A 24,841-nucleotide genomic window follows, 5' to 3' on the forward strand; every position below is an offset into this window, starting at 1 on the left:
GTCAGGTCCTGACCCCGGAGTTGTCGAGGGTCGCCATCTCGCGCCGCATGTTGGCGATGGCGCGCTCGTTGTAGGTGTCGGAGAAATAGGCGTTGCCGAATAGTTGGCCGGCCTCGGCCTTGCGGCACAGGTGCGCCAGCGCGCCGCCCCGGTCCTGCCGGTATTTGACGTCCGGCAGGTGGCTGTATTCGCGCCGGATGCCGCGCGCGTAATTTTGATACACCTCGTCGTCCTGGCCGAGGATGGCCAGGTCGACGCTGAGCATGACGTCCTTGAGCCGGTGCGTCACCGACGCCTCCTGGAAGTGGTCGGTGGCCCGTATCAGTTGCGCCGCGTCGTCCATCTGCTGCGCCAGGTGGCTGCCCAGCCACAATTGGGCGCTGGCCTCCTCGTTGGTCGGCTCGCCCGGCGCGCCACGCCGCCCGTACTCGGCGTCGTGGAACCAGAACGCCTGCTTGACGATGTCGACGTCGGCCGGCTCGGGATCGGTGTTGGCGGCCCAGGCACGGATCTCGCACAGGCCGTGCACCAGGTGGTCGAGGTTGTGGTAGTGGCGCTCGGCGCCGCCGTAGGCGGTGGCGCCGGTCAGCCGCACGAACCATTGGTCGGCGTGGGCGATGGCCGGCGCGTCGGCGTGGGCGTAGTCCCACAGCGTTTCCCATTCCTTGCGCAGCCAGCTGAGCACCCAGGCGTGGTAGGCCGGCCCGGGCACGAATTTCTTCATGATCCAGTTCCAGCCGATCGGCCCCTCGAGCGCCTTGACGAAGCTCGAGCTGACGGAACCGAGGTCGCGCGGCGGCATGACGAAGATGGTCTTGGCGCCCTGCAGCACGTCGACGTTGGTTTGCTGGATCAGGTTTTCGTAGTCGAAGTCGGCGGTGGTGCGGATGCCGCGTATCAGGCAGTCGGCGCCGTGCTTCTTGGCCGCGCGCGCCGTGTAGTCGCCCTTGACGATGACCACTTGCACGTTGTCCCAGCCCTGCTCGGCGCAGCTGAGCGCGATGATGCTCTTGCGCTCCTCGGCCGTGAACTTGGGTTTTTTGGCGGTGTTCTCGGACAGGAACACCACCACCTCGTCCGCGATCGAGCGCGCCTCGTTGATCACCCACATGTGGCCGTTGGTGATCGGGTCCAGCGTCCCCGAAAAGCCGATCTTCTTCATACGCCGCTCCAACCTGTGTCAAAGGGGCATTTTAGACCGGAGTGGGCCTCGCGGTCTCGGGAAAATCGACTTTGACCTTCAGCCCGCCCAAACGGTCGGACCGGTCCAGGGTCAGCACGGCGCCGTGGCGCTCGGCGATGGACTTGATGATGGCCAGCCCCAGGCCGCTGCCGCCGGCCTCGCTGCCGGGCACGCGGTAGAAGCGGTTGAATACGCGCTCGCGCTCGTCGGCCGGGATGCCGGGGCCGGAATCCTCGACGCTGAGGATCACGCGTCCCGGCGCCGACTTGACGCCGGGCACGCGGCGCAGGTCGAGGTCGACCGTGCCGCCGGCCGGCGTGTACTTGATGGCGTTGTCGACCAGGTTGCGCAGCAGGATGATGAGCGCGTCGGGCTGGCCGTCGACGCCGGCGTCGTCGGCGTGGTGCAGGCCGAGGTCGATCTGGCGCGCCTGCGCCAGGCCGGCCATGTCGCCCAGGGTGCGCTTGACCAGGTCCGACAGGCTGACCGCCTCGAGCCGGGCGTCGTCGACCGAGCCCTCCTGGCGCGCCAGCACCAGCAATTGTTCGACCAGCCGGGTGGCGCGCTCGATGCCGGCCGTGACGCGGCCGATGGCGACGTTGCGCGCGGCCTCGTCCTGGGCGCGGCCCAGGCTGAGCACCTGCAGCTTGAGCGCGGCCAGCGGCGAGCGCAGCTCGTGGGCGGCGTCGGCGACGAAGTGTTGTTGCGCCTCGAAGGCGGTGCGCACGCGGCCGAACAGCAAATTGAGTTCATGGACCAGCGGCAGCACCTCGTCGGGCAGGTCGTTCTCCGACACCGGCGACAGGTCGTCGGCCTGGCGCGCGGCCACCTGGCGTTTGACCCGCGACACCGGCGCCAGCGAGCCGCTGACGACCCACCACACCACCAGCATCAGGATGGGCGCCATGACGGCGATCGGGCCGACCGTGCGCAGCGCCAAGGTGCCGGCCATGCGCTGGCGCACCGCCATGTCCTGCGCCACCTGCACCGTCTGGTTACTGGTTTGCACGGAAAAAATGCGGTAGGTGGTGTTGTTGGCCTTGACGTTGGAAAAGCCCAGCACGGCGCGCTGGGGCAGCGCCGCGCGCGACAGCGAGCGGAACACCTGGGCGCCGTCGGGCGTCCACACCTGCACCACGAGGTCGTCGTTCTCGGGGTCGGCCACGGCGTCGGCGGCCTTGTTGGTCAGGGTCGCGCTCGAGCGCAGCGACATGGCCATTTGCTGCATGTGGTAATCGAAGATCTGGTCGGCGTCGCTCAGCGCGCTGCGGTAGGCGATCAGCGCCTGGGCGATGGCCGCCATCGTGATGGCCGCCAGCAGGAACCACAGCAGGCGGCCGCGCAGCGAGTGCGTGACCACCGGCACCCGCGGCAAGGACGGCATCTTGACCTTCACCCTCATAGTTTGGGCACCATGTAGCCGAGGCCGCGCACGTTCTGGATCAGCTCGGCGCCGAGCTTTTTGCGCAGGCCGTGGATGTAGACCTCGACCGCGTTGCTGTTGACCTCGTCCTTCCAGCTGTACAGTTTCTCTTCGAGCTGGTGCCGCGACAGCACGATGCCGGGGCGGGCGATCAACGCTTCGAGCACGGCCCATTCGCGCGCCGACAGGTTGACCTGCTTGCCGTCGGCGATGACCTCGCGCGTTTGCGGGTTGACCGAGACGTTGCCGTGCTCGAACACGGGTTCGGCGCGCCCGGCCGAGCGGCGCAGCAGCGCGCGGATGCGCGCCAGCAGCTCGTCGAGGTCGTACGGTTTGAGCACGTAGTCGTCGGCGCCGGCGTCGAGGCCGGCGATGCGCTGCTCCTTGGCGTCGCGCGCCGTGGCCACCAGCACCGGCGTCAGCTCCTTGCGCGCGCGCATCGAGCGTAGCACCTCGAGGCCGTCCTTGCGCGGCAGGCCCAGGTCCAGCAGCACCAGGTCGTAAGTCTGGGTTTGCAGCGCGGTGTCGGCCATGGCGCCGTCCTTGACCCAGTCGACCGCGTAGTGCTCGGCCCGCAGCAGGTCGAGCACCACCTCGCCGATCATCGTGTCGTCTTCCACCAGCAGAAGTCGCATAGTGTGTTCCTTTCTTGTTTTTGTCGAATTCCGCTAGTTCAGCCGGTTTGGATTACCCCAGTCGCACCGGGATGAAGATTCTCTCATCTCCGCGCTGGATCAGCAACGCCACCGACTTGCCGGACTTGTCGACCACCTGGCGCACCTGGTCGACGGTGTTGACCGCCAGGCCGTTGACCGACAGCAGCACGTCGCCCGGCTGGATGCCGGCGTTGGCGGCGGCGCCGCCGGCGTCCTCGATCACCAGGCCGCCGGGGATGCCGGACTGGCGTTTTTCCATCTGGTCGAGCGGACGCAGCGACAAGCCCAGCTTGAGCCTGGCGCTGGACTGGTCGGGCCGGTCGAGGGCGGCGGTGGCGACCTTGTCGTTGGCGTTGCCCAGGGTCGCCGTCAGCGGCACCAGTTTGCCGTTGCGCCACACCTCCAGGTTAATCTTCGAGCCCGGCTCGGCCAGGCCGACCATGGCCGGCAGGTCGATCGAGCTGACGATCTTCTGGCCGTTCATCGTGCGCACCACGTCGCCCGGACGCAGGCCGGCCTTGTCGGCCGGGCCGCCGCGCTCGACGTTGGCCACCAGCGCGCCCTCCGGCGTGGCCAGGTTGAACGATTCGGCGAAGCTCTGGTCGATCTCCTGCACCGTCACGCCCAGCTTGGCGTGTTCGACCTTGCCCTTGGAGACGATTTGGTCCTTGATCTTGGTGGCGACGTCGATCGGGATCGCGAACGACAATCCTTGGTAGCCACCGGTCTGGCTGTAGATCTGCGAGTTGATGCCGACCACCTCGCCACGGGTGTTGAACAGCGGCCCGCCCGAGTTGCCGGGGTTGACGGCGACATCGGTCTGGATGAACGGCACGTACGAGTCGTCTGGCAGGGTGCGGCCCTTGGCGCTGACCACGCCGGCGGTGACGGTGTTGTCGAGGCCGTATGGCGAGCCGATCGCCAGCACCCACTCGCCCACCTTCAGGTTGTCGGTCTTGGCCAGCGGCACGACCGGCAGGTTCTTGGCGTCGATTTTGAGCACGGCGACGTCGGTCTTCGGATCGGAGCCGAGCACCTTGGCGCGGAATTCGCGGCGGTCGGTGAGCTTGACGACCACTTCGCGGGCGTCGCGCACCACGTGGGCGTTGGTCAGGATGATGCCGTCGGCGCTGATGATGAAGCCCGAGCCCATGCCGTGGGTCGGCATCTCGCGCTGGCCGCGCGGCTGCTGGCCCTGGAAGCGGCGGAAGAATTCCATGAACGGGTCGTCGCCGAAGGCGTCGCCGCGGCCTTGCGGTCCGCCGTCGTACGAGGTCTTGATGCTGCCGGTGACGTTGATGTTGACCACGGCCGGCCCGTTGTGCGCGGCCACGACGCTGAAGTCGGGCAGCGAGATGCTGGGCGCCGGCACGGCCTGCGGCGCGGCCTGGGTGGCGGCCGGCGCGGCGGCCACGGCGGCGACAGGAGCGCCGCCGCCGGCGGCCGTGGCGCTGTTCTGGTGGACCACCACCGCGCCGCCCGCGCCGATCGCGGCCAGCACGGCCACGGCGGCGACTGCGCGTTTGGCGGTCTTCGATCCGGACGAAGTAGTTGGGGACATATGCACTCCTGAATTGAATGAGGTGTTGTAGATGTATTCAATATGAGGCAAAAAACTTAGACGCCACTTAACCTTTGTTATCGATACAAATACTTACAAACAATGTTTGTTTTGCAATTTTCTGGTTGGGCCGGTGGCGGCTCGTGGCCGACGGGTGGACGTGCAACTGGCCGGATAAACCGGCCAGTTGGTCCTACTCGTGTGCCACCGAAGGCGCACACCCTACAACCGGATTACGCCGCCTGGCGTTGCTCCAGAGCCGCGACGTTGTCGCTACCGTCGATGACGATTTTACGTGGCTTGAGGGCTTCCGGAATCTCGCGCACCAGTTCGATGGTGAGCATGCCGTTGTCGAAGGACGCGCCGGTCACTTTGACGTGGTTGGCCAACTGGAAGCGCTGCTCGAAGTCGCGCGCCGCGATGCCGCGGTGCAGATAGGTGCGCTCGGTGGCGTCCTTCTGCTTGCGGCCGACCACCTGCAGCGAATCGCGTTCGAAGGTGATGTCGATTTCCGACCGGTCGAAGCCGGCGAGCGCCATCACGATCCGATACTTGTCTTCGGAGACCAGCTCGATGTTGTAAGGCGGGTAGCTTGGTGCGGAATCTCCCCGCTGGGCATCGTTCAGCAGTTGTGCCAGACGATCAAAACCGATAGCGGAACGATACAGAGGAGTGAGGTCAAAAGTACGCATGATAAATATCCTTTTCAAGTTAAGCGATATGGAATCGTGGCCCCCATCTGGGCGACCACTGAGTCCGATATAGGTCGTTTTTCGGGGCTTTCAAGGCCTTGAAAAACGCCTTCGACATCCCCAGCGGCCCACTTTTTTTGAAAAATTTTTGGATTTTTTTTGCGCTCGCCGTACGCCGCGCCCGGACGCCCAGTCGAACGCGACGTCCTCCATGGATTCCCGGGGCATTTGTCGACTTGCCCGCGTGCTAAACTCTTTCTCTTGTCCAATCTTTTACGCCGCCTCATGTCCCCTACCCGTGCCGCACTCGCCATCCTGTTGGCCACCGCCTTCAGCGCCCAGGCAGAAACGATCTCCGAGCAGCCCTATCCGGGCACCATCGTGCTCAAGGTCGACGCCAGCAACTTCGCCCAGCAAATCTTCCGCGTGCGCCAGACCATCCCGGCCAAGCCCGGCAAGCTGACATTGCTGTATCCGCAGTGGGTGGTGGCCAACCACGGGCCCAGCGGCGCGCTCAACCAGTTCGCCGGCCTCAAGGCCAGCGCCAACGGCAAGCCGCTCGACTGGAAGCGCGACCCGCTCAACGTCTGGGCCTTCGCCATCGACGTGCCGGCCGACGCCACCGCCGTCGACGTCGAATTCCAGTACCTGTCGCCGATCGAGCCCAACCAGGGACGCACCACCTTCACCGCCGACATCCTGGGCGTGCAGTGGCAATCGCTGGCGCTGTATCCGGCCGGCTACCGCAGCCGCAACATCACCGTGCAGCCGAACCTGACCGTGCCGCCCGGCTGGCAGTTCGGCAGCGCGCTGGAGACGGCCGCGCGCAACGGCGACGAGATCGCCTTCAAGCCGCTCGACCTGGAAACCCTGCTCGATTCGCCGCTGTTCGCCGGCCGTTATTTCCGCCGCGTCGACCTCGATCCGGGCGCCAAGGTGCCGGTGCACCTGAACATGGTGGCCGACAGCGCCGAGCAGCTGGCGGCGACGCCGGAACAGATCGCGCCGCACCGCGCGCTGATCCAGCAAGCCTATAAATTGTTCGACTCCAAACACTACCGCCACTACGATTTCCTGTTCGCCATCAGCGACGAATTCGGCGGCATCGGCCGCGAGCACCACGAGTCGAGCGAGAACGGCGTCAAGCTCGGCTACTTCACCGAATGGGCCAAGTACGAGGCGCGGCGCGAGCTGCTGTCGCACGAGTTCGTGCACTCGTGGAACGGCAAGTTCCGCCGCCCGGCCGGCCAGGACGTGCCCAACTTCAACACCCCGCTCGACAATTCGCTGCTGTGGGTCTACGAGGGCCAGACCCAGTACTGGGGCGCGGTGCTGGCCGCGCGCTCGGGGCTGATCAAGCCGGAGAACACGCGCGACCTGCTGGCCGCCTCGGCCGCGCGGCTCGACAACGTCAAGGGCCGCGAGTGGCGCGCGGTGCAGGACACCACCTACGATCCGATCGTCAACGCCCGCCGCCCGCAGGTGTGGAACAACTGGCAGCGCGGCGAGGATTACTACCAGGAAGGCCAGTTGATCTGGCTCGACGCCGACACCCGCATCCGTGAACTGTCCAACGGCAAGCGCTCGCTCGACGATTTCGCGCGCGCCTTCTTCGGCGTCGACGACGGCGCCCGCGTCGCCAGGCACTACACCTTCGACGAGCTGGTGGCGGCCTTGAACGCGGTGCAGCCGTACGACTGGGCCCAATTCCTGCGCAGCCGCGTGGAAAGCCACGGCCCCGGCGCGCCGCTCGACGGCCTGGCCCGCGCCGGCTGGAAACTGGTCTACGCCGAGCAGCAAACGCCCTTCCTCAAGGCGCAGGAGGAACTCAGCAAGTCGGCCAACTTCCAGTACTCGCTGGGCTTTTCGGTCGGCGCCGAAGGCAAGCTCGAAGCGTTCATGTGGGAAGGCGTCGGCTTCCAGGCCGGCATGTCGGGCGGCTCGACCTTGCTGGCGGTCAACGGCCGCGCCTACAAGCCGGAGGTGCTGCGCGCGGCGGTCACCGCCGCCAAGGACGGCAAGGAGCCGATCCAGCTGCTGGTCAAAAAGGGCGGTCTGTACCAGACCTACGCGCTCGACTACCACGGCGGCCTGAAATATCCACGCCTGGAGCGCATCCCGGGCACGCCGGACCGGCTGGAGGCCATCCTCAAGCCGCTTAAGTAAGCCCGGGTCAACGCCGTCCCGGCGTCCCGCGCGCGGGCGGTTTTGGTCGGTTTTGGTGTATGCTGGCGGTATGAACAAAGACACCGACATCCAACTGAGCGGCCCCTTCAAGGCCACCGACGGCTCCGGCCGCGCCCACGACGCCAAGGCGATCCGTATCTTCGACGAAGGCTACGGCGCCATCGACGTCTACGTCGATTTCGCCGGCCCGATCAGCGGCTTGCACAAGGACAAGTCACTGATCGACGCCGTCGTCGCGCAGCTGCGCACGGTCGGCTACAAGGGCCCGGCGCTGACGGCCGGCGACCCGGTGCTGCAGGAGAGCAAATTGCTGGTGCTCGAATCGCCCGACGAATTCAACACCTTCGCCGCCGGCAAGGGCTGGAAAGACCTGGCCGAGGAATTCGGCGACGAATAAGGTTCAACCACGCTGTTCATTCGAGGTAGCGGCCGCTCCAGACGGCGATCAGGTCGGCGACATAGACGGCGTCCTCGCGCCGGGTCAGCAGGTGGTCGGCGCTGTCGAGCGAGACGAAACTTTTCGGATGCTTGGCGGCCGTGAATATCTCAACGGCGTTGCTGATCGGCACCGTGTCGTCGCCCGGCGCGTGCATCACCAACAGCGCGCGCCGCAGCGCCGCGACCTTGACCTTTAAATTGTGCCCGCCGGCGTCCTCGACGAACTGGCGTTTGATGCGGAACGGCCGCCCCGCCAGTTGCACCTGGGCCTCGCCGTCGCGCGCGATCGCGTCCAGGTGCGCGCTGAACAGGCCGGTCACATGGGACGGATCGCTGGGCGCGGCCACGGTGACGACGGCGGCCACCTCCGGCATCCGGTCGGCGGCGGCCAGCACGGCCGCGCCGCCGAGGCTGTGGCCGATCAACAGGCGCGGCGCGGCGAAGTGCGCGCGCAGGAAGTCGGCGGCGGCCACCAGGTCGGCCAGGTTGGACGAGAAATTGGTGTTGGCGAACTCGCCCTCGCTGGCGCCCAGGCCGGTGAAGTCGAAGCGCAGCACGGCGATGCCGTGGGCGGTCAGCGCTTGGGCGATGCGGCTGGCGGCGAACACGTCCTTGCCGCACGTGAAGCAGTGGGCGAACAGGGCGTAGGCCTTGATGTTGGCATCGTCGCCGTCCGGCGCGTCGAGGCGCGCGGCCAGTTTGGCGCCGTCGGCGCCGGGGAATTCCTGTCGTTGTGATCGCATGTTGGCTCCCTGAATGAGTTCCCCCAAGAATACATGAAAGACCATTGAAACACGTAGGGCGGATTAGCGGGCGAGGCCCGCCAATCCGCCCCGGGGGCCCTCCGAAGGAGGCGGCCTACCTGCCGGTAGGCCTTAAGAGGCGGCACGTCGTAATCCGCCAATGCGTGCGCCGCCGAGACGCATTGGCGGATTACGCTGCGCTAATCCGCCCTACGTGTCTCCGCGATTTTCAGCATTCAACGTGTTGTCTCAGCCGAATAACCCATGCAAATACCAGCGCGTGACGGCCTCGGCGTCGTTGCCGCCGCGCTCCCGGTACAACCAATAATGCGCATGGTCCTGCCCCTCGGCCATGAAATAATCGCGCGTCTGCATCTCGGCCCACCAGCCCGCCTCGATGCGCTCGCCGGTCGACACGATCTTCAACGGCGAACCATAGAACGGCCGGTGGTCGCGCATCAGCAAGGCGATCGGCTTGGCCAGCAGCCACGCCGGACGCGGCAGGCTCGGCATGTCCGGCGGCAACTGGGCGCGGGCATCGGCCGGCCGTGTCTTGTCCTGCGCGCCGACCCAGGCGTTGGCGTGCTCGGGCCGGTAATCGGCGCGCGGCGCCGCCCGCAACACGTTCTCCGGCCCCAGCCGCGCGGTCAGCAACTCCAGCAGGCGCTGCCAGTCCTCCTTGCTGCCGCCCGGCTCGGGGAACAAGGACTCGCTCGGCGGCGCCATCGGCCGCACCCGCGGCGCCTCCAGGCACAGGCCGATCACCGGCGCCTCCAGCACCTGCTTGGCCAGCCGCTCCTTGAGCAGGCGCACCAGATGCTCGTCGCGCCAGGTCGGCTCGGCCAGCACCACCTCGATCGCGGTCGGCGCGCGCGCCACACGGCCGCGCTCATGCTCTAGCGACAAGACGATGCGCTCGACGGCGAACTGGTGCGCGCTGAGCCATCCGGTCAGCTGCAGCAGCAGCCGGTGCGCGCCGAACAGCAGCGCCTCGGCGTTCTCGACGCGGTCGAACAACTCAAGCTTGGCGCGGAATCCGGCCGGCGCCGCCAGCCACTGGTGCAATTCGGGCCGCTCGCCGTGGGCGTCGTCCAGCATGTCGAGCAAGGCGCGCCCGCAGCGCCGTTGCAGGCCCGGACGCGGCAGCGCGCGCGCCGCGCCCACGGTCGGGCAGCCGATGCCCTCGAACCAGTCCAGGTGGGGCCGCGCCGGCGGCAACAGGCCGAGCGGCAGGCGCGCCAGGCGCCGCGCCATCGACGCCACCGTCAGCGCGCGCCCGGCGCCGGCGCGCGCCAACAGCCAGGCGCCGCGCGCGGTCGGCGCGCAAGCGAGCACGGCGGTGAAACCCAGCGCGCGCAGGCTGGCGGCGATCCGCCGGCACAGCGCGCGCACGCCGCCGAACAGGCGCAGGCTGGCGCCCACGTCGAGCAGCAAGGTGGCCTCCTCGGCCATGGCCAGCTGCGGCGTGAATTGCAGCAGCGCCATCGCCACCGCGTCCAGCGCCTCGGCCTCTAGCCGCGGCGCGCGCTGCTGGAAGCGCGCGTGCGGCGCCAGCATCAGCGCGCCGCCGCGCCGCATGGCCAATTCGACGCCGGCCGCGCGCGCCGACTCCGACATCGCCGCCACCCGCTCCTGCTCGAGCACGACGGTGCAGTGGTCGTCAGACCAGCGCGGGCAAAACACTTCGAGCGGCAGCCGGGGCAGGTGTAGGGCGATCCAGAGGCGCATGGCGTTGTAGCAAGGAAGGGGTTAAAGGTAAAAACAAGGGGGTGTCGCGCTGCGGCCCGCGCCGCTTGACGAAACCGATGTCGACGCCGCCGGCCGCCGCCGCGAGCGACAGGCGCAGCGGCGCCGGCGAGGCCTCGCGCGCCGCCGCCAGCGGGCGCAGCATGCAAAACAGGGTGTCCGCGCTTTGCGCGGCCAGGTGCAGCCGGCGCAAGGTTTCGCCGCGCGCGTGCTGCTGCCACAGCAGCAGCGCGCCGCAACAGCCGCTGCGCAGCACCTGCTCGGCCGCCCACAGGGCGTCGCCGCCGCCGTTGCCGTGGGCGCCGCCGCGGATCCAGATCAATTGCTCCGGCGCTATCCCCAGCGCGGCCAGCGCCAGCGCCTGCGGCGCGTGCGGCGGTTGCAGCAGCACGATGGGACGCTTGCCCAGCGCGGCCAGCGCCGGGCGCAGCAGGCGCAATTCGCCGATGCCGTGCTGCCGCACCAGCAACTCGATCAGGGTGCCCAGCGGCCAGCCGCCGCCGGGCAATTGCGCCGACAGCGCGGCAAAGCCGGTGTCGACGCAGCGCGTGGCGCTGTGCGCCAGTTGCGACGCCCGCCATAGCGATGGATGGACGGTTTCCGGCGCGGCAATAAGGGCGGAGGGATTCATGATTTCACCAGCGCATTGTAGCGCAAATACTGTACAAATACACAGTACTATTTCCACCCCGTTTTGGCAAGGCCCAATATGTTTGGCGCGCGGCATGCTGTAACATGACATCAAAGAAACATCATCAGGAAACTATTTTGCACACCATCCAACTGGTCGGCGCGGTCATTTTCGGCCTGGCCCTGCTCCACACCTTCGCCGCCAAATCCTTCGAGGTGCTGTCGCGCCGCCATCCGCGCCACGCCGGCCTGTTCCACCTGCTGGGCGAGGTCGAGGTCGTCTTCGGCTTCTGGGCGTTCATCCTGATCGTCGCGCTGGCCTTGCTCGCCGGCCCCGACGAAGCCATCGCCTACGCCGAGACGCGCCACTACACCGAGCCGCTGTTCGTCTTCACCGTGATGGTGGTGGCCGCCTCGCGCCCGGTGCTCGACATCGTCCGCCGCGTGCTCGGCGCCATGGCCGGGGCGCTGCCGGTGCGCACCGAACTGGCGCTGGCCTGGTTCGGCCTGGCGCTGGTGCCGCTGACCGGCTCGTTCATCACCGAGCCGGCCGCGATGACCTTGGCGGCGCTGATGCTGGCGCCGCTGATCTTCCGCGACGGCATGCCCGAATGGCTCAAGTACGGCGCGCTCGGCGTGCTGTTCGTCAACGTCTCGATCGGCGGCACGCTCACCGCCTACGCCGCGCCGCCGGTGCTGATGGTCGCCTCGACCTGGCAATGGGACAGCGCCTACATGGTGAGCCACTTCGGCTGGAAGGCGGCGCTCGCCGTCGCGTTCAACGCCACCGTCGTCGGCTTCCTGCTGCGCCCGCACCTGCGCGCGCTGGCCGGCGCCGCCGCGCCGGGCGCGGACGCGGACGCGGTCGCGATCGATACACCGCTGCCGGTGCCATGGCCGGTCACCCTGATCCACCTCGCCTTCCTGGCCGGCGTGGTCCTGCTCGGCCACCACCCGGTGCTGTTCCTCGGCCTCTTCATGCTGTTCCTCGGCTTCACGTCGGCCTACCAGCGCTACCAGAACCCGCTGATCATCAAGGAAGGCTTGCTGGTGGGTTTCTTCCTGGCCGGCCTGGTGGTACTCGGGGGCATGCAGCAGTGGTGGTTGCAGCCCATCGTCGAAAGCCTGTCGCCGGTGGCCCTGTTCTTCGGCGCGCTGGGACTGACGGCGATCACCGACAACGCCGCGCTGACCTACCTCGGCTCGCTCATCCAGGGCATCTCCGCGCAGTCGCAATACATGCTGATGGCCGGCGCGGTCGCCGGCGGCGGCCTGACCGTCATCGCCAACGCGCCCAATCCGGCCGGCGCGTCGCTGCTGCGGCGCGGCTTCAACGACGAATCGATCGGCGCCGTCGGCCTGCTGCTCGGCGCGCTGGGACCGACCATCGTCGCGGCGGCCGCCTTCCTGCTGCTGTAGGCCGGAAGGTCCCGCGTGGCGGTACTTATCAAAAAATGATGTCCGATCATTAAAATGATTCTAATATCCAACTTCACGGGCGCGACATTGCCACCCGCCAACTATCAGGGATGGGATACATCATGAGAACCACACCATTGGGATGCTTGTTGCTGGGCGCCGCCGTCTGCCTGCCGTCGTTCGCCCACGCGGCCGAGGCGCAAGCCACCGACGGCGCCTTCGCCAAACCGCAGCTGCGCGTCGACATCGGCGGGCGCAAGCTCAATCTGTACTGCAGCGGCAGCGGCGCGACCACCGTGCTGTTCGACGGTCCGGCCGGCGATGCGGGCTGGGCCTGGTTCAAGGTCCAGCCCGAGGTCGCCAAGCACACGCGCGCCTGCGTGTACGACCGCGCCGGCTACGGCTTCAGCGACCCGGCCAAGCGCCCCAACACGTCGCAAAACGTGGTCGAGGACCTGCACAAGGGGCTGGCCGCCGCCGGCATCAAGCCCCCTTACCTACTGGTCGGCAACTCGATCGGCGGCGCCAACGCGCAAGTGTTCGCCTACCGCTATCCCGGCGAGGTCAAGGGCATGGTGCTGGTCGAGCCGCAGACCGAGGACGAAACCACGCGCACCAACAAGGCCTCGGGCGGCATGATCGACAAGGTCTACGCGATGGTGGCCGGGCACAACGCGGAATGCCTGCGCGAAGCGACCAAAGGCTTCAAACCGGGCGGCAAGGCGATGGCCGGCTGCATCGGCGATCCGGTCGACTTCTACGGCCCGGTGCTGGGCCCGCAAGTGCTGGCGTCGATGAAAAAGAAGGCGTACTGGAGCACGGTGGTGGGCGAATACCAGGGCTTCGGCGCCAGCGACGAGCAACTGCGCGCCTTGCGCAAGCCCTTCGGCGACCTGCCGCTGCTGGTGCTCACGCGCGGCGTGAGCCCGTACGCGGACCCGAGCAAGCCGCAAAGCGCGGCCAACAAGGCCATGGAGGATGAAAACGAAAAGCTCCACAAGGAGCTCGCGGCGCTGTCGACCAAAGGCGCGCAACGCGTGGTGCCGGGGGCCGGGCACGCCATTCAAAGCGAGCAGCCGGCCGCCGTGACGGCGGCCGTGCTGGAGATGCTAAAGCAAATTAACTAGCGGAACGGCCGGTCCTGGCGCTTGCGGCGGCCGGCCACCAGGCCCACGCACGCCAGGCCGGCCAGCAGCATGGCATAGGTATCGGTCTCCGGCACGGCGGAAATCGTCACCTGGTGCAGGAAGGCGCCGCGGTTGTCGCCACCCAGGTTGTGGAAGCTGAAGCCATACACGCCGGTGGTGGTCGGCGTGAAGGTCAGCGTCCTGGTCGTGATCGGATCGGACTGGCCGATCACAAAGGTCTGGCGGGTGGTGCCGAAGGTGACCTCGACCGTGTCCGAGCCCCAGTTGCGCTGGTTGCCGGCGAGATCAAAGCTCAACGTATAGAGTCCCCAGGCGCCGGCGGTGAAGCTGTTGCTCAACACGCCCGCGCGCTTGGTCGAGCCGTCCAGATCGACGTAATGGCCGTTGCCGGGCATCTCGTTGTGGACGAAGCCGGTGCCATCGACATCGACGGTGCCATCGGTCACCGTCCAGCCATGGACGAAGCGGGTGGCGTTGTTGGTGGTCTGATCGGCGTCGAAGTTATCCGAGAAAACGGTGACGGCGGCGTGGGAGCAAAGACTGGCGCCGAGCAGCGCGGCCGCGGCGGCGAATTTACGGATAGACATTGGCACCTTTATTTTTTATTAACATGACAATGCGAACGCGCCCGCGCTCACACAATCATTGTACCAATTGGAAACTATTATTTCAATATAATAACTAAAATGAACCAACATCAACATTTTAGTGTTGTTTGCCCCCCCACCAATCGGGGGTCAAGTCTGACATTCGGACACGAACACGAGCACGCGGCCGATCAGCCCGTGTCCGAATGACAGACTTGACCCCCGGGGTTCCGGGGTTTTAGGCGCGCTGGTGGCGGTTGAAAAATTCCATCATCATCTTGCTGGCGTCCGGGCCGGCCTTGGTGTTGTAGGCCAGCGTTTCGTCGCCGCCGCTCCAGGCGTGTTCCAGCTGCTCGATCTGCGCCACGCGCAGCAGCAGCTTTCTGCCGTCGTAGAAGTCGTGGATGCGGTGGGCGTTGTGGCGCCCGCCCCGGCCCTGCGATTTGAGCGTGGTCTTCGGTTGCGCGACGGCGCCTATGCCGTTCAGCGCCCGGCTTTGGCGGACCAGTTGCGCCTGATTGATCGGGCGCACCACGCTGTCGCCCTCGCCCTGGATCAGGATCATCGGCATGCCGGGGAAATGCGGCTGGCGCATCAGCACTTCGCGCACCGCCAGGTCCGCGCGCATGCCGCCGCCGTGCTGCATGACGCCTAGCGCGCCCATCTGGCTGTGGCCGGCGCCGAACACGGGGCCCGAATGCATGCCGACCGCCGCGAACAACCGTGGGTGGTTGAGCGCGACGATGTTGGCCATGCCGGCCCCCGCCGAAATGCCGGCGATGTAAATGCGCGAGCGGTCGATCGCGTATTCCGCCATGACCTTGTTGACCATGCCGACGATCATCGGCACGTCGCCGCCGCCCTCCTGCGTGGCGCGGTCGTACCACTTCCAGCAACGCTGCGCGTGCGCGCTGACCGATTGCTGCGGATACAGCACGGCGTAACCCATCTGCTCGGCCCACTGGTTCATGCGCGTGCCTTGCGCGAACTGGGTGGCGGTTTGCTGGCAGCCGTGCAGCATCACCACCAGCGGCAAACCCTTGCGGGCGGTCTGTTCGGGAATATTGTTGGGCAGGTAGAGCCAGTAACCGAGGCGGTGCGCGGGCGTGCCCACCCCGGCCGGCATCGCGTGGTGCGACGCCAGCCATTTGCCCGGCGCGGGCGGCGTGTGCGGCGCCGGCGTGGCGGCACGGGGTTTGGCGGTGGCGGCGCGCGGCGCGGCCGCCCTCGCCGGCGGGACCTTGACCGGCTTGACGGCCGCCGTCGCGGCCTTGGCGACCTTGGGCTTGGCCACCTTGGCCGCCGGCGCCCGCTTGCGCTTGGGCGCCGGCGGCGTGGCGGCCTTGAACAAGGCCGTCATCAATTTGTTGACGGACTTGCTCTGACGTGTGCCGGTACGCACCAGACTACGCAGCAAACCAGCGGCACTCTTCATCGGATCGACCTCCTGTTGCCATAAAGTCTACCCCGAAACCCCATCCGCTTGCGTTCGCCACCTCGCTTATCGCGGCATCAACGCAACATCGACTCCCACACCTTCTGCAGGCGCTTGGCCGACACCGGCATCGGCGTGCGCAGCTCCTGGGCGAACAGCGACACGCGCAGTTCCTCCAGCATCCAGCGGAATTCGACCATCTTCGGATCGGTGTTCTTGCCGGCCGATTTGTCCTTGTTGGCGCGCTGGTACAAGGCCGCCGCCGACTGCCACTCGGCCATCAATTTCGCGTCGCGCGCGGGGTCGCCGCGCAGCTTCTCGATGCGCACATTGATCGCCTTCAGATAGCGCGGGAAATGCGCCAGCTGGCTGTACTCGTTGTCCGACAGGAAGCGCTTGTTGACCAGCGCCTGCAACTGGCCCTGCATGTCGGCGGCCGCCGCCGCCGGCAGCCCCTGCAAGCGCTTGGGCAGGCCGTGGAACTCGGTGAGCACCTGCGATAGCAGGCGCGCGATCTCGTTCACCAGCAGTACCAGGCGCGACTTGCCCTCGTCCTTGCGCTTGGCGAAACTGGCGGCATCGAGCGGCAACGGATCTTGCAGGCAGGCGATGTCGAGCGCTTTGTTGATGATCTGTTCACGCAATTCCTCCTGCGTGCCCATGCTCATGAACTGCATGCCCATCTGCTGCAGGCCGGGGATGCCCTTTTCGATGAACTTGATCTGGTCCTTCATCTGCAGCGCGAACAGGCGGCGCAGGCCGATCCGGTGCGTGCGCGCCGCCACCGTCGGGTCGTCGAAGACCTCCAGGTCGCAATGCGTGCCCTTGTCGACCAGCGCCGGGAAGCCGATCAAGGTCAGCTTGCCCTGGACGATCTCCAGCAGCTCCGGCAGCTCGCCGAAGGTCCAGCTGGTGAGCCCCGTCAGGGTGATGCCGCTGGCGGCGCTGGACGCTTCCTTCGCGCCGCCCGCCTTGTCATTGCCCTTGCCCGGCGCAGCCACCGCCCCGGCGTTGCCGCCGGCCGCGCGCGACGGCGCGGCCGAAGACGAGGCGCCCCCGGTGCCCAGCGCGCGCATCGTCACGCCCTGCGTGCCCGAGGTCTCGGCCATCTTCTGGAAGCTCTCGCGCGCCTGCGCGCCGAATTCGGCCTGCAGGGTGGCCAGGTTGCGGCCCATCTCCAGTTGGCGTCCGTGCTCGTCGATCACCTTGAAGTTCATGAAGTGGTGGGCCGGCAAGGTCTCCGGCTTGAAGTCGGTGGTCAGCACCGAAATCGTGATCTGCGACCGGATGTCGGCGATGATCGCGTCGATCAGGTCGCCCCGGCCGAAAGTGCCCGCTTCGTGCACGCGCTCGCAGAACTTGGCCGCGTAATCGGGCAGCGGCACGCAGTGGCGGCGCAGCTTTTGCGGCAGGGATTTGAGCAGCAGGTGCACCTTCTCCTTCAGCATGCCCGGCACCAGCCATTCGCAGCGCTCGCGCGGCAGCTGGTTGAGCGCAAACAGCGGCACGGCCATCGTCACGCCATCGCGCACGCTGCCCGGTTCGAAATGGTAGGTCAGCGCCATTTCCAGCCCCGTCACCGACATCGTCTTCGGGAACAGGTCCGTCGTGACGCCGGCCGCCTCGTGCCGCATCAATTCGTCGCGGTTCAGATACAGCAGCTTCGGCTCGGCCGCCGTGGCGTCCTTGTGCCACTTCTCGAAGCCGGCGCCGTTGACCACGTCCGCCGGTATCAGCTTGTCGTAGAAGGCGGCGATCAACTCGTCGTCGACCAGCACATCGAGGCGGCGCGACTTGTGCTCGAGGTTCTCGATCTCCTTGATCAACTTGTGGTTGTGGGCGAAGAACGGCGCGCGCGTGTCGTAGTCGCCGCCGACCAGCGCGTCGCGGATGAAGATCTCGCGCGCCTCGGCCGGGTTGTGCAGCGCGTAGTTGATGCGGCGCTGGCTGTACACCACCAGCCCGTACAAGGTGGCCCGCTCGGACGCGCTGACCTGCGCCCCGCGCTTTTCCCAGCGCGGCTCGCCCCACGATTTCTTCAGCAGGTGGCCTCCGACCTTCTCCAGCCATTCCGGCTCGATGCGGGCGACGCAGCGCGCGTACAGGCGCGTGGTGTCGACCAGTTCCGCCGCCATGATCCACTTGCCCGGTTTTTTCAGCAGCGAGGAACCAGGCCAGATATTGAACTTGATGCCGCGCGCGCCCAGGTAGCCGGCGCCCGGTTCGTCCTCGCTCTTGAAGCCGATGTTGCCCAGCAGGCCGGTCAGCAGCGCCAGGTGCAGGTTCTCGTACGTGGCCGGCGCCTCGTTGATGCGCCAGCCCTGTTCCTTGACGATGGTGAGCAGCTGCGAGTGCACGTCGCGCCACTCGCGCAGGCGCAATTGCGACAGGAAGTTGGTGCGGCAGTTGTCCATCAACTGGCGGTTGGTTTTTTTGTGCTCGATGGCGTTCTCGAACCACTGCCAGATCTTCAGATAGCTGATGAATTCCGACTTCTCGTCGGCGAACTTCTTGTGCGCCTCGTCGGCCGCCTGCTGGTGCTCCATCGGGCGGTCGCGCGGGTCCTGCACCGACAGCGCCGAGGCGATGATCAGCACTTCGTTCAGGCTCGCGTTGTCCAGCGCGGCGAGGATCATGCGGCCCACCCTCGGGTCCAGCGGCAGCTTGGCGAGCTTGTTGCCCAGCGCCGTCAGCTGGTTGTATTCGTCGACCGCGCCCAGCTCCTGCAGCAGCTGGTAGCCGTCGGCGATGGCGCGCGCCAGCGGCGGTTCGATGAACGGGAAGGTCTCGACGTCGGTCAGGTGCAGGGACTTCATGCGCAGGATGACGGCCGCCAGCGACGAGCGCAGGATCTCCGGTTCCGTGAACTTGGGCCGCTGCAGGAAGTCCTGCTCCTCGTACAGGCGGATGCAGACGCCGTCGGCGACGCGGCCGCAACGGCCGGCGCGCTGGTTGGCGGCCGACTGCGCGATCGGTTCGATCTGCAGCTGTTCGACCTTGTTGCGGTAGCTGTAGCGCTTCACCCGCGCCAGGCCGGCGTCGACGACGTAGCGGATGCCGGGCACCGTCAGCGAGGTTTCGGCGACGTTGGTGGCCAGCACGATGCGGCGCGCGTTGGTCAGCTTGAAGACGCGCTCCTGCTCCTCGGCCGACAGGCGGGCGAACAGCGGCAGGATCTCCACGTGCGGCGGGTGGTGCTTGCGCAGCGCCTCGGCGGCGTCGCGGATCTCGCGCTCGCCGGGCAGGAACACCAGCACGTCGCCGGAGCCGAGGCGGCACAGTTCATCGACGCCGTCGACCACCGCGTCCATCAGGTCGCGCTTTTCGCGGGCGGCGGCGGTGCGCTGGCCCTTGCCCTCGGCGTTGGCCACCGCCGGATTCTGCACGTCGCTCTCGATCGGGCGGTAGCGCACTTCGACCTTGTACAGGCGGCCGGAGACCTCGATCACCGGCGCCGGCATCTCCGGCGTGCCGAAGTGGCGCGAGAAGCGCTCGGCGTCGATCGTCGCCGAGGTGATGATCACCTTCAGGTCCGGGCGGCGCGGCAGCAGCTGCTTCAGGTAGCCGAGCAGGAAGTCGATGTTCAGGCTGCGCTCGTGCGCCTCGTCGATGATAATGGTGTCGTAGTTCTTCAGCAGCGGGTCGGTCTGCGTCTCGGCCAGCAGGATACCGTCGGTCATCAGCTTGACCGAGGCGCCCTTCATCAAGGTGTCGGCGAAGCGGACTTTGAAGCCGACGGTCTCGCCCAGCGGCGTGCCCAGTTCCTGGGCGATGCGCTTGGCGGTCGACGAGGCGGCGATGCGGCGCGGCTGCGTGTGGCCGATCAGCGCCTTCTGGCCGCGTCCCAGCTCCAGGCAGATCTTCGGCAGCTGGGTGGTCTTGCCGGAACCGGTTTCGCCCGAGACGATGATCACCTGGTGCTTTTGCAGCGCCTCGGCGATTTCGTGGCGGCGCCCGGAGACCGGCAGGTCCTCGGGGAAGGTAATCGGCGGCAGCGGGTTGCGGAACGCGCGTTCGGCGGCGCGCGCCGCTTGCTCCTCGGGTGTCAGACGCGGCCTTGGCTCCCGGCGCGGCTGGCTGCGCGAGCCACCCTCGCCGTCCGGGCGCGGTGCGCGGGACGGGGCGTTGTGCGGGCTGCGGGGCTTGCCAGGGGTGCTGGGTGGGCGATTTGCGGCGGTTTTCGGTTTATTGCTGGCTTCTGACATTGTTTTTTACAAGATTGGAGCGCGGAACTCGCGCACCGAATTATAATGCGGCTAATGGAAAACCCTACCCAATTCGTCCAATGGCTGCGTTCCGTCGCGCCTTACATCCACGCCTTCCGTGGCAAGACCTTCGTGGTCGCCTTCCCCGGTGAACTGGTCAGCGCCGGCGCGCTGCAGGTGCTGGCGCACGATTTGTCGCTGCTGCACGCGCTCGACATCAACGTCACCGTGGTCTACGGCTCGCGCCCGCAGGTGGCCGAGCAGCTGGCCCTGCGTAACGTCGAGGGCCGTTTCCACAACGGCGTGCGCATCACCGACACGGCCGCCATGGAGTGCGCCAAGGAGGCCGCCGGCGAGCTGCGCCTCGACATCGAGGCCGCCTTCAGCCAGGGCTTGCCGAACACGCCGATGTCGAACGCGGCCATTCGTATCATTTCCGGCAACTTCATCACGGCCCGCCCGCTCGGCGTCATCGACGGCGTCGACCTGGAGCTGACCGGCGTGACCCGCAAGGTCGACGCCGAGACGATCCACTCGATCCTCGGCTCGGACGGCCTGGTGCTGCTGTCGCCGCTGGGCTTCTCGCCCACCGGCGAGGCGTTCAACCTGACCATGGAGGATGTCGCCTGCAGCGCCGCCATCGCCCTGCACGCCGACAAGCTGGTGTTCATCACCGAGACCGACATGATGGTCGACGCCGGCGGCACCGAGATCCGCGAGCTGTCGTCGCACCAGGCCGAGGCGGTGCTGCAGGCCGGCTTCCTGCCCGATTCGACCGCGTTCTACCTGAAACACTGCATCAAGGCCTGCGACAACGGCGTCGAACGCTCGCACATCGTGCCGTTCGCGATGGACGGCTCGGCGCTGCTCGAGCTGTTCACCCACGACGGCGTGGGCACCATGATCTCGCACGAGAACCTCGAATCGCTGCGCAAGGCCACCATCGAGGACGTCGGCGGCATCATCAAGCTGATCGAGCCGCTCGAGGCCGACGGCACCTTGGTCAAGCGCGGGCGCGAGCTGATCGAGCGCGAGATCGATTATTTCTCCGTCATCGAGCACGACGGCGTGATCTTCGGCTGCGCCGCGCTGTACCCGTTCCCCGAGCAGAAAATGGCCGAAATGGCATGCCTGACCGTCAACCCCGAGGTCCAGGCCCAGGGCGACGGCGAGCGCATTTTGAAGCACATGGAGAACCGCGCGCGCGCCATCGGCGTGACCAAATTGTTCGTGCTCACCACGCGCACGTCGCACTGGTTCCAGAAGCGCGGCTTCGTGCCGACCACCGTCGACTCGCTGCCGAAGGACCGCCAGCGCATGTATAACTGGCAGCGCAAATCCCAGGTGCTGATTAAATCTTTATAATCACGGTTTATCGACCGTTTTAGGAGCAACACAGATGGCCCGCACCGTGCAATGCGTCAAACTCAACAAGGAAGCCGAAGGACTGGACTTCCCGCCGTATCCGGGCGAACTGGGTAAGAAGATCTACGAGTCGGTCTCCAAGGAGGCCTGGGCCGCCTGGCTCAAGCACCAGACCATGCTGGTCAACGAGAACCGCCTGAACCTGGCCGACCAGCGCGCCCGCAAGTACCTGGCGCAGCAGATGGAAAAGCATTTCTTCGGCGACGGCGCCGACGCGGCCATGGGCTACGTGCCGCCGACCGAGTAAGTATTAAAAACCCCAAACCGGCGTTGCGGCCAGCGGCCGCCGCTGGTTTGGGGTCGTACCCGAATGGGTACGACCCCGGTCTGGCCGGGGGTTTGCCTTTTAAAACTTCAACGTCTTGACGCCTTCGGCCGTGCCCAGCAGGCACACGTTGGCGCCGCGCGCGGCGAACAGGCCCACCGCGATCACGCCGACGATCTGGTTGATCTTCGCCTCCAGCGCCACCGGGTCGGCGATGGCCAGGCCGGCCACGTCGATCAGCATGCCGCCGTTGTCGGTGATGAAGGCCTCGTCCGTGCCCGGTTTCAGGCGCAGCTTCGGCTCGCCGCCCAGCTTGGCCAGCTCGCGCGTGACCGACGCGCGCGCCATCGGCAGCACCTCGACCGGCAGCGGGAACTTGCCCATCACGTCGACCAGCTTGGAGCCGTCGGCGATGCAAACAAAACTTTTCGCCACCGAGGCGACGATCTTCTCGCGCGTGAGCGCCGCGCCGCCGCCCTTGATCATCGCGCCGGTGCGGGTGATCTCGTCGGCGCCGTCGATGTAGACGGCGATCTCGGGCACGTCGTTGAGGTCGAACACCTCGATGCCGTGGCCGCGCAGGCGGGCGGCGGTGGCCTCGGACGACGCCACCGCGCCTTTGATGTCGGCCTTGATCTTAGCGAGCTCGTCAATGAAAAAATTGGCGGTCGAGCCCGTGCCCACGCCGATGATCTCGTGCTTGACCACGTAATCGATGGCGGCGCGCGCCACGGCTTGCTTCAGTTCGTCTTGAGTCATGATGCTATTTCTATATGAAAAGGAAACCGGTGTGGCCGGAATGTGGCCGCGAAGCCGCCATTTTAACGGATCACCCCCGTCCGCCGCCGATTTCCGCTAAAAATTGCGCTTGGACAACTCCGACCCGGCCCCGGTGTCGCAGACTGGCACAAGGGCGGCGCGCACGGCACGAACGGCGCCAGCGGGCCGCCGATTGTGCGAGAATGAAGCCAGCAGATCCCATCCAAACGCTCGTCCGGGGAGTCCCATGCCGCAAGCTAAAACAGTCTTGATCGTCGACGACAGCCGCGTCTCGCGCCTGATGGCGCGCCAGTACATCACCGGCCTGCACCCCGACTGGATCGTCGAGGAGGCCGGCACCGGCGAGGAGTCGCTGGTCAAGTCGCGCGACGTGCACCCGGACCTGGTGCTGATGGACGTGAACATGCCCGGCATGGGCGGCATCGCCGCCGCCGAGCAGTTGCGGCGCGAGAACCCCCACCTGCCGATCTCGCTGCTGACAGCCAACGTGCAGACGGCCACGCGCGAGAAGGCCGAGGCGATCGGCGTGGGCTTCGTCGAAAAACCGATCACCGAGGCGCGCATCGCCCGCCTGCTGTCGCCGCTCGAGGAGGCCGGGCCATGATCGTGCTCTCCGAACTGGAGAACGACGCGCTGATCGAGATCTTCAACATCGGCGTCGGCCAGGCGGCCGCCTCGATGAGCGACATCGTCAACGAGGCGGTGCGCATGTCGGTGCCGTCGATCACCTTCATCCACCGCGCCGACGCCGCGCGCCTGCTGCGCAACCGCGTATTCGAGCCCGAGCGCATCTGCGGCGTGAGCCAGCACTACGAGGGCGCCTTCGAGACCGAGGCGATATTGATGTTCCCCGAGGATAAAAGCCTGGAGATCGTGCGCCTGATGGTCGGCGAGGGCGTGCCGCTGGCCGAGCTGACCGACATGGAGCAGGAAGCCATGTGCGAGATCGGCAACATCATCCTCAACTCCTGCGTCGGCACCTTGGCCAACATCTTCCAGCACGAGCTGCGCGGCTCGCTGCCGGCCTACCACGTCGGCACCAGCGACCAGATCCTGACCGCCTCGGGCAGCGCGCCCGAGGCCGTGGTGCTGATGCTGCACATCGACTTCGTGCTCGAGAAGCACCAGATCCAGGGCTATGTCGCCTTCGTGCTCGACCTGTCGGCCATGGACGACCTCAAGGCGCAGATCAACCAGTACATCGCGCGCGCGATGGGGCAGGCCTGAGCCGTGCGCGCGATGGACGCCAGCCTGCCGGAGGCGCACCGGCTCAAGGTGCTGCGCAGCGTGTTCGGCGCCGTCAATCTGGGCGTGGTGGTGGTCGACGCCGACGGCCGCGTGGTGCTGTGGAACGCCTGGATGAGCCGCCATTCGGGGCTGGCGCAGCAGGACGTGGTCGGCGCCGAGTTCCTGGCCGCCTGCCCGGACCTGCGCGGCGGCCGGGTCGATGCGGCGATCGGCCAGGCGCTGCGCGACAACTTCTCGTCGGTGCTGTCGCAAAGCCTGAACAAGGCGCCGTTCGCGCTGTACGCCAACGCGGCGGCGGCGGCGCGCGGCGAGCGCTTGCAGCAGGCGGTCGAGGTCACGCCGATCGACGTCGAGGGCGCGCCGCGCCACTGCCTGGTACAGATCAGCGACGTCAGCGTGGCCGTCGCGCGCGAGAAGCTGCTGCGCGAGCAGGCCATGGTGCTGCGCTCGCAGACCTTCGCCGACGGCCTGACCGGCATCGCCAACCGGCGCCACTTCGACGTCGCCATGGAGAAGGAGCACCGGCGCGCCAAGCGGGCCGGCGCGGCGCTGTCGCTGCTGATGATCGACATCGACCGTTTCAAGGCCTACAACGACCACTACGGGCACCAGAAGGGCGACCAATGCCTGATCCAGGTGGCCGCCGCGCTGGCCGGCGTGCTCCAGCGCCCGTGCGACCTGGTGGCACGCTACGGCGGCGAGGAGTTCGCGGCGATTCTGCCCGAGCTCGACGTCGAACAGGCCGGCCAGATCGCCGAGACGATACGGGCGCGCGCGCTCGAACTGGCCATCCCGCACGAGCGCAACGGCGCGGTGCCGTACGTGACGGTGAGCATCGGCGTGACGTCTCAGCGGCCCGGGGCGCCGGTCGACATCGAGGCGCTGATCGGCGCGGCCGACCGCGCGCTGTACGAGGCCAAGAACGCGGGCCGCAACCGCAGCGCCGCGCGCCTGCCGTGAGCGCGAGACACCCCGCCGCCGACCAATCAAATCCCGGCCCCGGTCCCGAACCGACCACGGAACACCGTGGACACGTTGCGGAAAAACCGTGAAAACACGTAGGGCGGATT

The 24,841-nt window shown here is 67.1% G+C and carries 21 protein-coding genes; 9 read left to right on the plus strand and 12 right to left on the minus strand.

Annotation, left to right across the window (positions count from 1 at the left end):
• Window position 1: 1 nt before the first annotated feature.
• From coaD to MRBLMU1_RS08400, 5 genes are all read right to left on the minus strand, one after another.
• Window positions 2-1,162 carry a pantetheine-phosphate adenylyltransferase gene (gene coaD / locus MRBLMU1_RS08380; protein WP_363499644.1) on the minus strand — a complete coding sequence of 387 codons (1,161 nt, stop codon included), beginning with the start codon at window positions 1,160-1,162 and terminating at the stop codon, window positions 2-4.
• 31 nt (window positions 1,163-1,193) lie between these two features.
• Window positions 1,194-2,585, minus strand: a complete 1,392-nt coding sequence (locus MRBLMU1_RS08385) for an ATP-binding protein (protein WP_363499646.1) — start codon at window positions 2,583-2,585, stop codon at window positions 1,194-1,196.
• Window positions 2,582-3,241, minus strand: a complete 660-nt coding sequence (locus MRBLMU1_RS08390) for a response regulator (protein WP_209716789.1) — start codon at window positions 3,239-3,241, stop codon at window positions 2,582-2,584. The genes MRBLMU1_RS08385 and MRBLMU1_RS08390 overlap by 4 nt, the downstream gene beginning before the upstream one ends.
• A 52-nt stretch (window positions 3,242-3,293) precedes the next feature.
• A complete protein-coding gene (locus tag MRBLMU1_RS08395) occupies window positions 3,294-4,823 on the minus strand; it encodes a DegQ family serine endoprotease (RefSeq protein ID WP_363499648.1) in 1,530 nt (509 codons plus the stop codon).
• A gap of 233 nt (window positions 4,824-5,056) precedes the next feature.
• Entirely contained in the window at window positions 5,057-5,515 is a 459-nt protein-coding gene (locus tag MRBLMU1_RS08400) for an Hsp20 family protein (RefSeq protein ID WP_090314987.1), read from the minus strand.
• Window positions 5,516-5,800: 285 nt separating this feature from the next.
• On the opposite strand from MRBLMU1_RS08400, the gene MRBLMU1_RS08405 reads away from it, so the two are divergent.
• Both MRBLMU1_RS08405 and MRBLMU1_RS08410 read left to right on the plus strand, forming a co-directional pair.
• Window positions 5,801-7,681, plus strand: coding sequence for a M61 family metallopeptidase (locus MRBLMU1_RS08405; RefSeq protein ID WP_363499651.1), 1,881 nt, complete (start codon window positions 5,801-5,803; stop codon window positions 7,679-7,681).
• A gap of 70 nt (window positions 7,682-7,751) precedes the next feature.
• Window positions 7,752-8,099, plus strand: coding sequence for a hypothetical protein (locus MRBLMU1_RS08410; protein ID WP_363499653.1), 348 nt, complete (start codon window positions 7,752-7,754; stop codon window positions 8,097-8,099).
• 16 nt (window positions 8,100-8,115) lie between these two features.
• Here MRBLMU1_RS08410 and MRBLMU1_RS08415 read toward each other — a convergent pair whose 3' ends face one another.
• From MRBLMU1_RS08415 to imuA, 3 genes are all read right to left on the minus strand, one after another.
• A complete protein-coding gene (locus MRBLMU1_RS08415; protein WP_363499655.1) occupies window positions 8,116-8,883 on the minus strand; it encodes an alpha/beta hydrolase family protein in 768 nt (255 codons plus the stop codon).
• A 249-nt stretch (window positions 8,884-9,132) separates the two neighbouring features.
• Window positions 9,133-10,611: a Y-family DNA polymerase gene (locus tag MRBLMU1_RS08420; protein WP_363499657.1), complete on the minus strand. Its 1,479-nt coding sequence runs from the start codon at window positions 10,609-10,611 to the stop codon at window positions 9,133-9,135.
• Window positions 10,544-11,260, minus strand: a complete 717-nt coding sequence (gene imuA, locus MRBLMU1_RS08425; protein ID WP_363499659.1) for a translesion DNA synthesis-associated protein ImuA — start codon at window positions 11,258-11,260, stop codon at window positions 10,544-10,546. The genes MRBLMU1_RS08420 and imuA overlap by 68 nt, the downstream gene beginning before the upstream one ends.
• A gap of 137 nt (window positions 11,261-11,397) precedes the next feature.
• On the opposite strand from imuA, the gene MRBLMU1_RS08430 reads away from it, so the two are divergent.
• Both MRBLMU1_RS08430 and MRBLMU1_RS08435 read left to right on the plus strand, forming a co-directional pair.
• Window positions 11,398-12,678 (plus strand): putative Na+/H+ antiporter, encoded by a 1,281-nt coding sequence (locus MRBLMU1_RS08430; RefSeq protein WP_363499661.1) that lies wholly within the window; start codon window positions 11,398-11,400, stop codon window positions 12,676-12,678.
• Between the two features lie 122 nt (window positions 12,679-12,800).
• A complete protein-coding gene (locus MRBLMU1_RS08435; RefSeq protein WP_363499663.1) occupies window positions 12,801-13,805 on the plus strand; it encodes an alpha/beta fold hydrolase in 1,005 nt (334 codons plus the stop codon).
• On the opposite strand, the gene MRBLMU1_RS08440 is transcribed toward MRBLMU1_RS08435, so the two are convergent.
• From MRBLMU1_RS08440 to hrpA, 3 genes are all read right to left on the minus strand, one after another.
• A complete protein-coding gene (locus tag MRBLMU1_RS08440; RefSeq protein ID WP_363499665.1) occupies window positions 13,802-14,413 on the minus strand; it encodes a pyruvate-binding protein in 612 nt (203 codons plus the stop codon). The genes MRBLMU1_RS08435 and MRBLMU1_RS08440 overlap by 4 nt on opposite strands.
• 238 nt (window positions 14,414-14,651) lie before the next feature.
• Window positions 14,652-15,848, minus strand: coding sequence for an alpha/beta hydrolase family esterase (locus MRBLMU1_RS08445; RefSeq protein ID WP_363499667.1), 1,197 nt, complete (start codon window positions 15,846-15,848; stop codon window positions 14,652-14,654).
• A gap of 77 nt (window positions 15,849-15,925) precedes the next feature.
• On the minus strand, window positions 15,926-20,053 hold the full coding sequence (gene hrpA / locus MRBLMU1_RS08450) for an ATP-dependent RNA helicase HrpA (RefSeq protein WP_363499669.1): 4,128 nt from the start codon (window positions 20,051-20,053) through the stop codon (window positions 15,926-15,928).
• 54 nt (window positions 20,054-20,107) lie between these two features.
• Between hrpA and argA the strand changes: the two genes are divergently transcribed.
• Window positions 20,108-21,418, plus strand: coding sequence for an amino-acid N-acetyltransferase (gene argA / locus MRBLMU1_RS08455; protein ID WP_363499671.1), 1,311 nt, complete (start codon window positions 20,108-20,110; stop codon window positions 21,416-21,418).
• 34 nt (window positions 21,419-21,452) lie between these two features.
• Window positions 21,453-21,725, plus strand: coding sequence for an oxidative damage protection protein (locus MRBLMU1_RS08460; RefSeq protein ID WP_090315007.1), 273 nt, complete (start codon window positions 21,453-21,455; stop codon window positions 21,723-21,725).
• 99 nt (window positions 21,726-21,824) lie between these two features.
• On the opposite strand, the gene rpiA is transcribed toward MRBLMU1_RS08460, so the two are convergent.
• Window positions 21,825-22,502, minus strand: coding sequence for a ribose-5-phosphate isomerase RpiA (gene rpiA, locus MRBLMU1_RS08465; RefSeq protein ID WP_363499674.1), 678 nt, complete (start codon window positions 22,500-22,502; stop codon window positions 21,825-21,827).
• Between the two features lie 247 nt (window positions 22,503-22,749).
• Between rpiA and MRBLMU1_RS08470 the strand changes: the two genes are divergently transcribed.
• Genes MRBLMU1_RS08470 through MRBLMU1_RS08480 form a run of 3 tightly spaced genes read left to right on the plus strand, consistent with a single transcriptional unit; the run spans window position 22,750 to window position 24,731 of the window.
• A complete protein-coding gene (locus MRBLMU1_RS08470; protein WP_363499676.1) occupies window positions 22,750-23,127 on the plus strand; it encodes a response regulator in 378 nt (125 codons plus the stop codon).
• Complete coding sequence (locus tag MRBLMU1_RS08475) at window positions 23,124-23,750, plus strand: chemotaxis protein CheC (RefSeq protein ID WP_363499678.1); 627 nt, start codon at window positions 23,124-23,126, stop codon at window positions 23,748-23,750. The genes MRBLMU1_RS08470 and MRBLMU1_RS08475 overlap by 4 nt, the downstream gene beginning before the upstream one ends.
• A 12-nt stretch (window positions 23,751-23,762) precedes the next feature.
• Complete coding sequence (locus MRBLMU1_RS08480; protein WP_363499786.1) at window positions 23,763-24,731, plus strand: diguanylate cyclase domain-containing protein; 969 nt, start codon at window positions 23,763-23,765, stop codon at window positions 24,729-24,731.
• The last annotated feature ends 110 nt before the right edge of the window (window positions 24,732-24,841 follow it).

It is taken from the genome of Burkholderia sp. LMU1-1-1.1 (assembly GCF_040675865.1).
Taxonomy (GTDB): domain Bacteria; phylum Pseudomonadota; class Gammaproteobacteria; order Burkholderiales; family Burkholderiaceae_D; genus Rugamonas.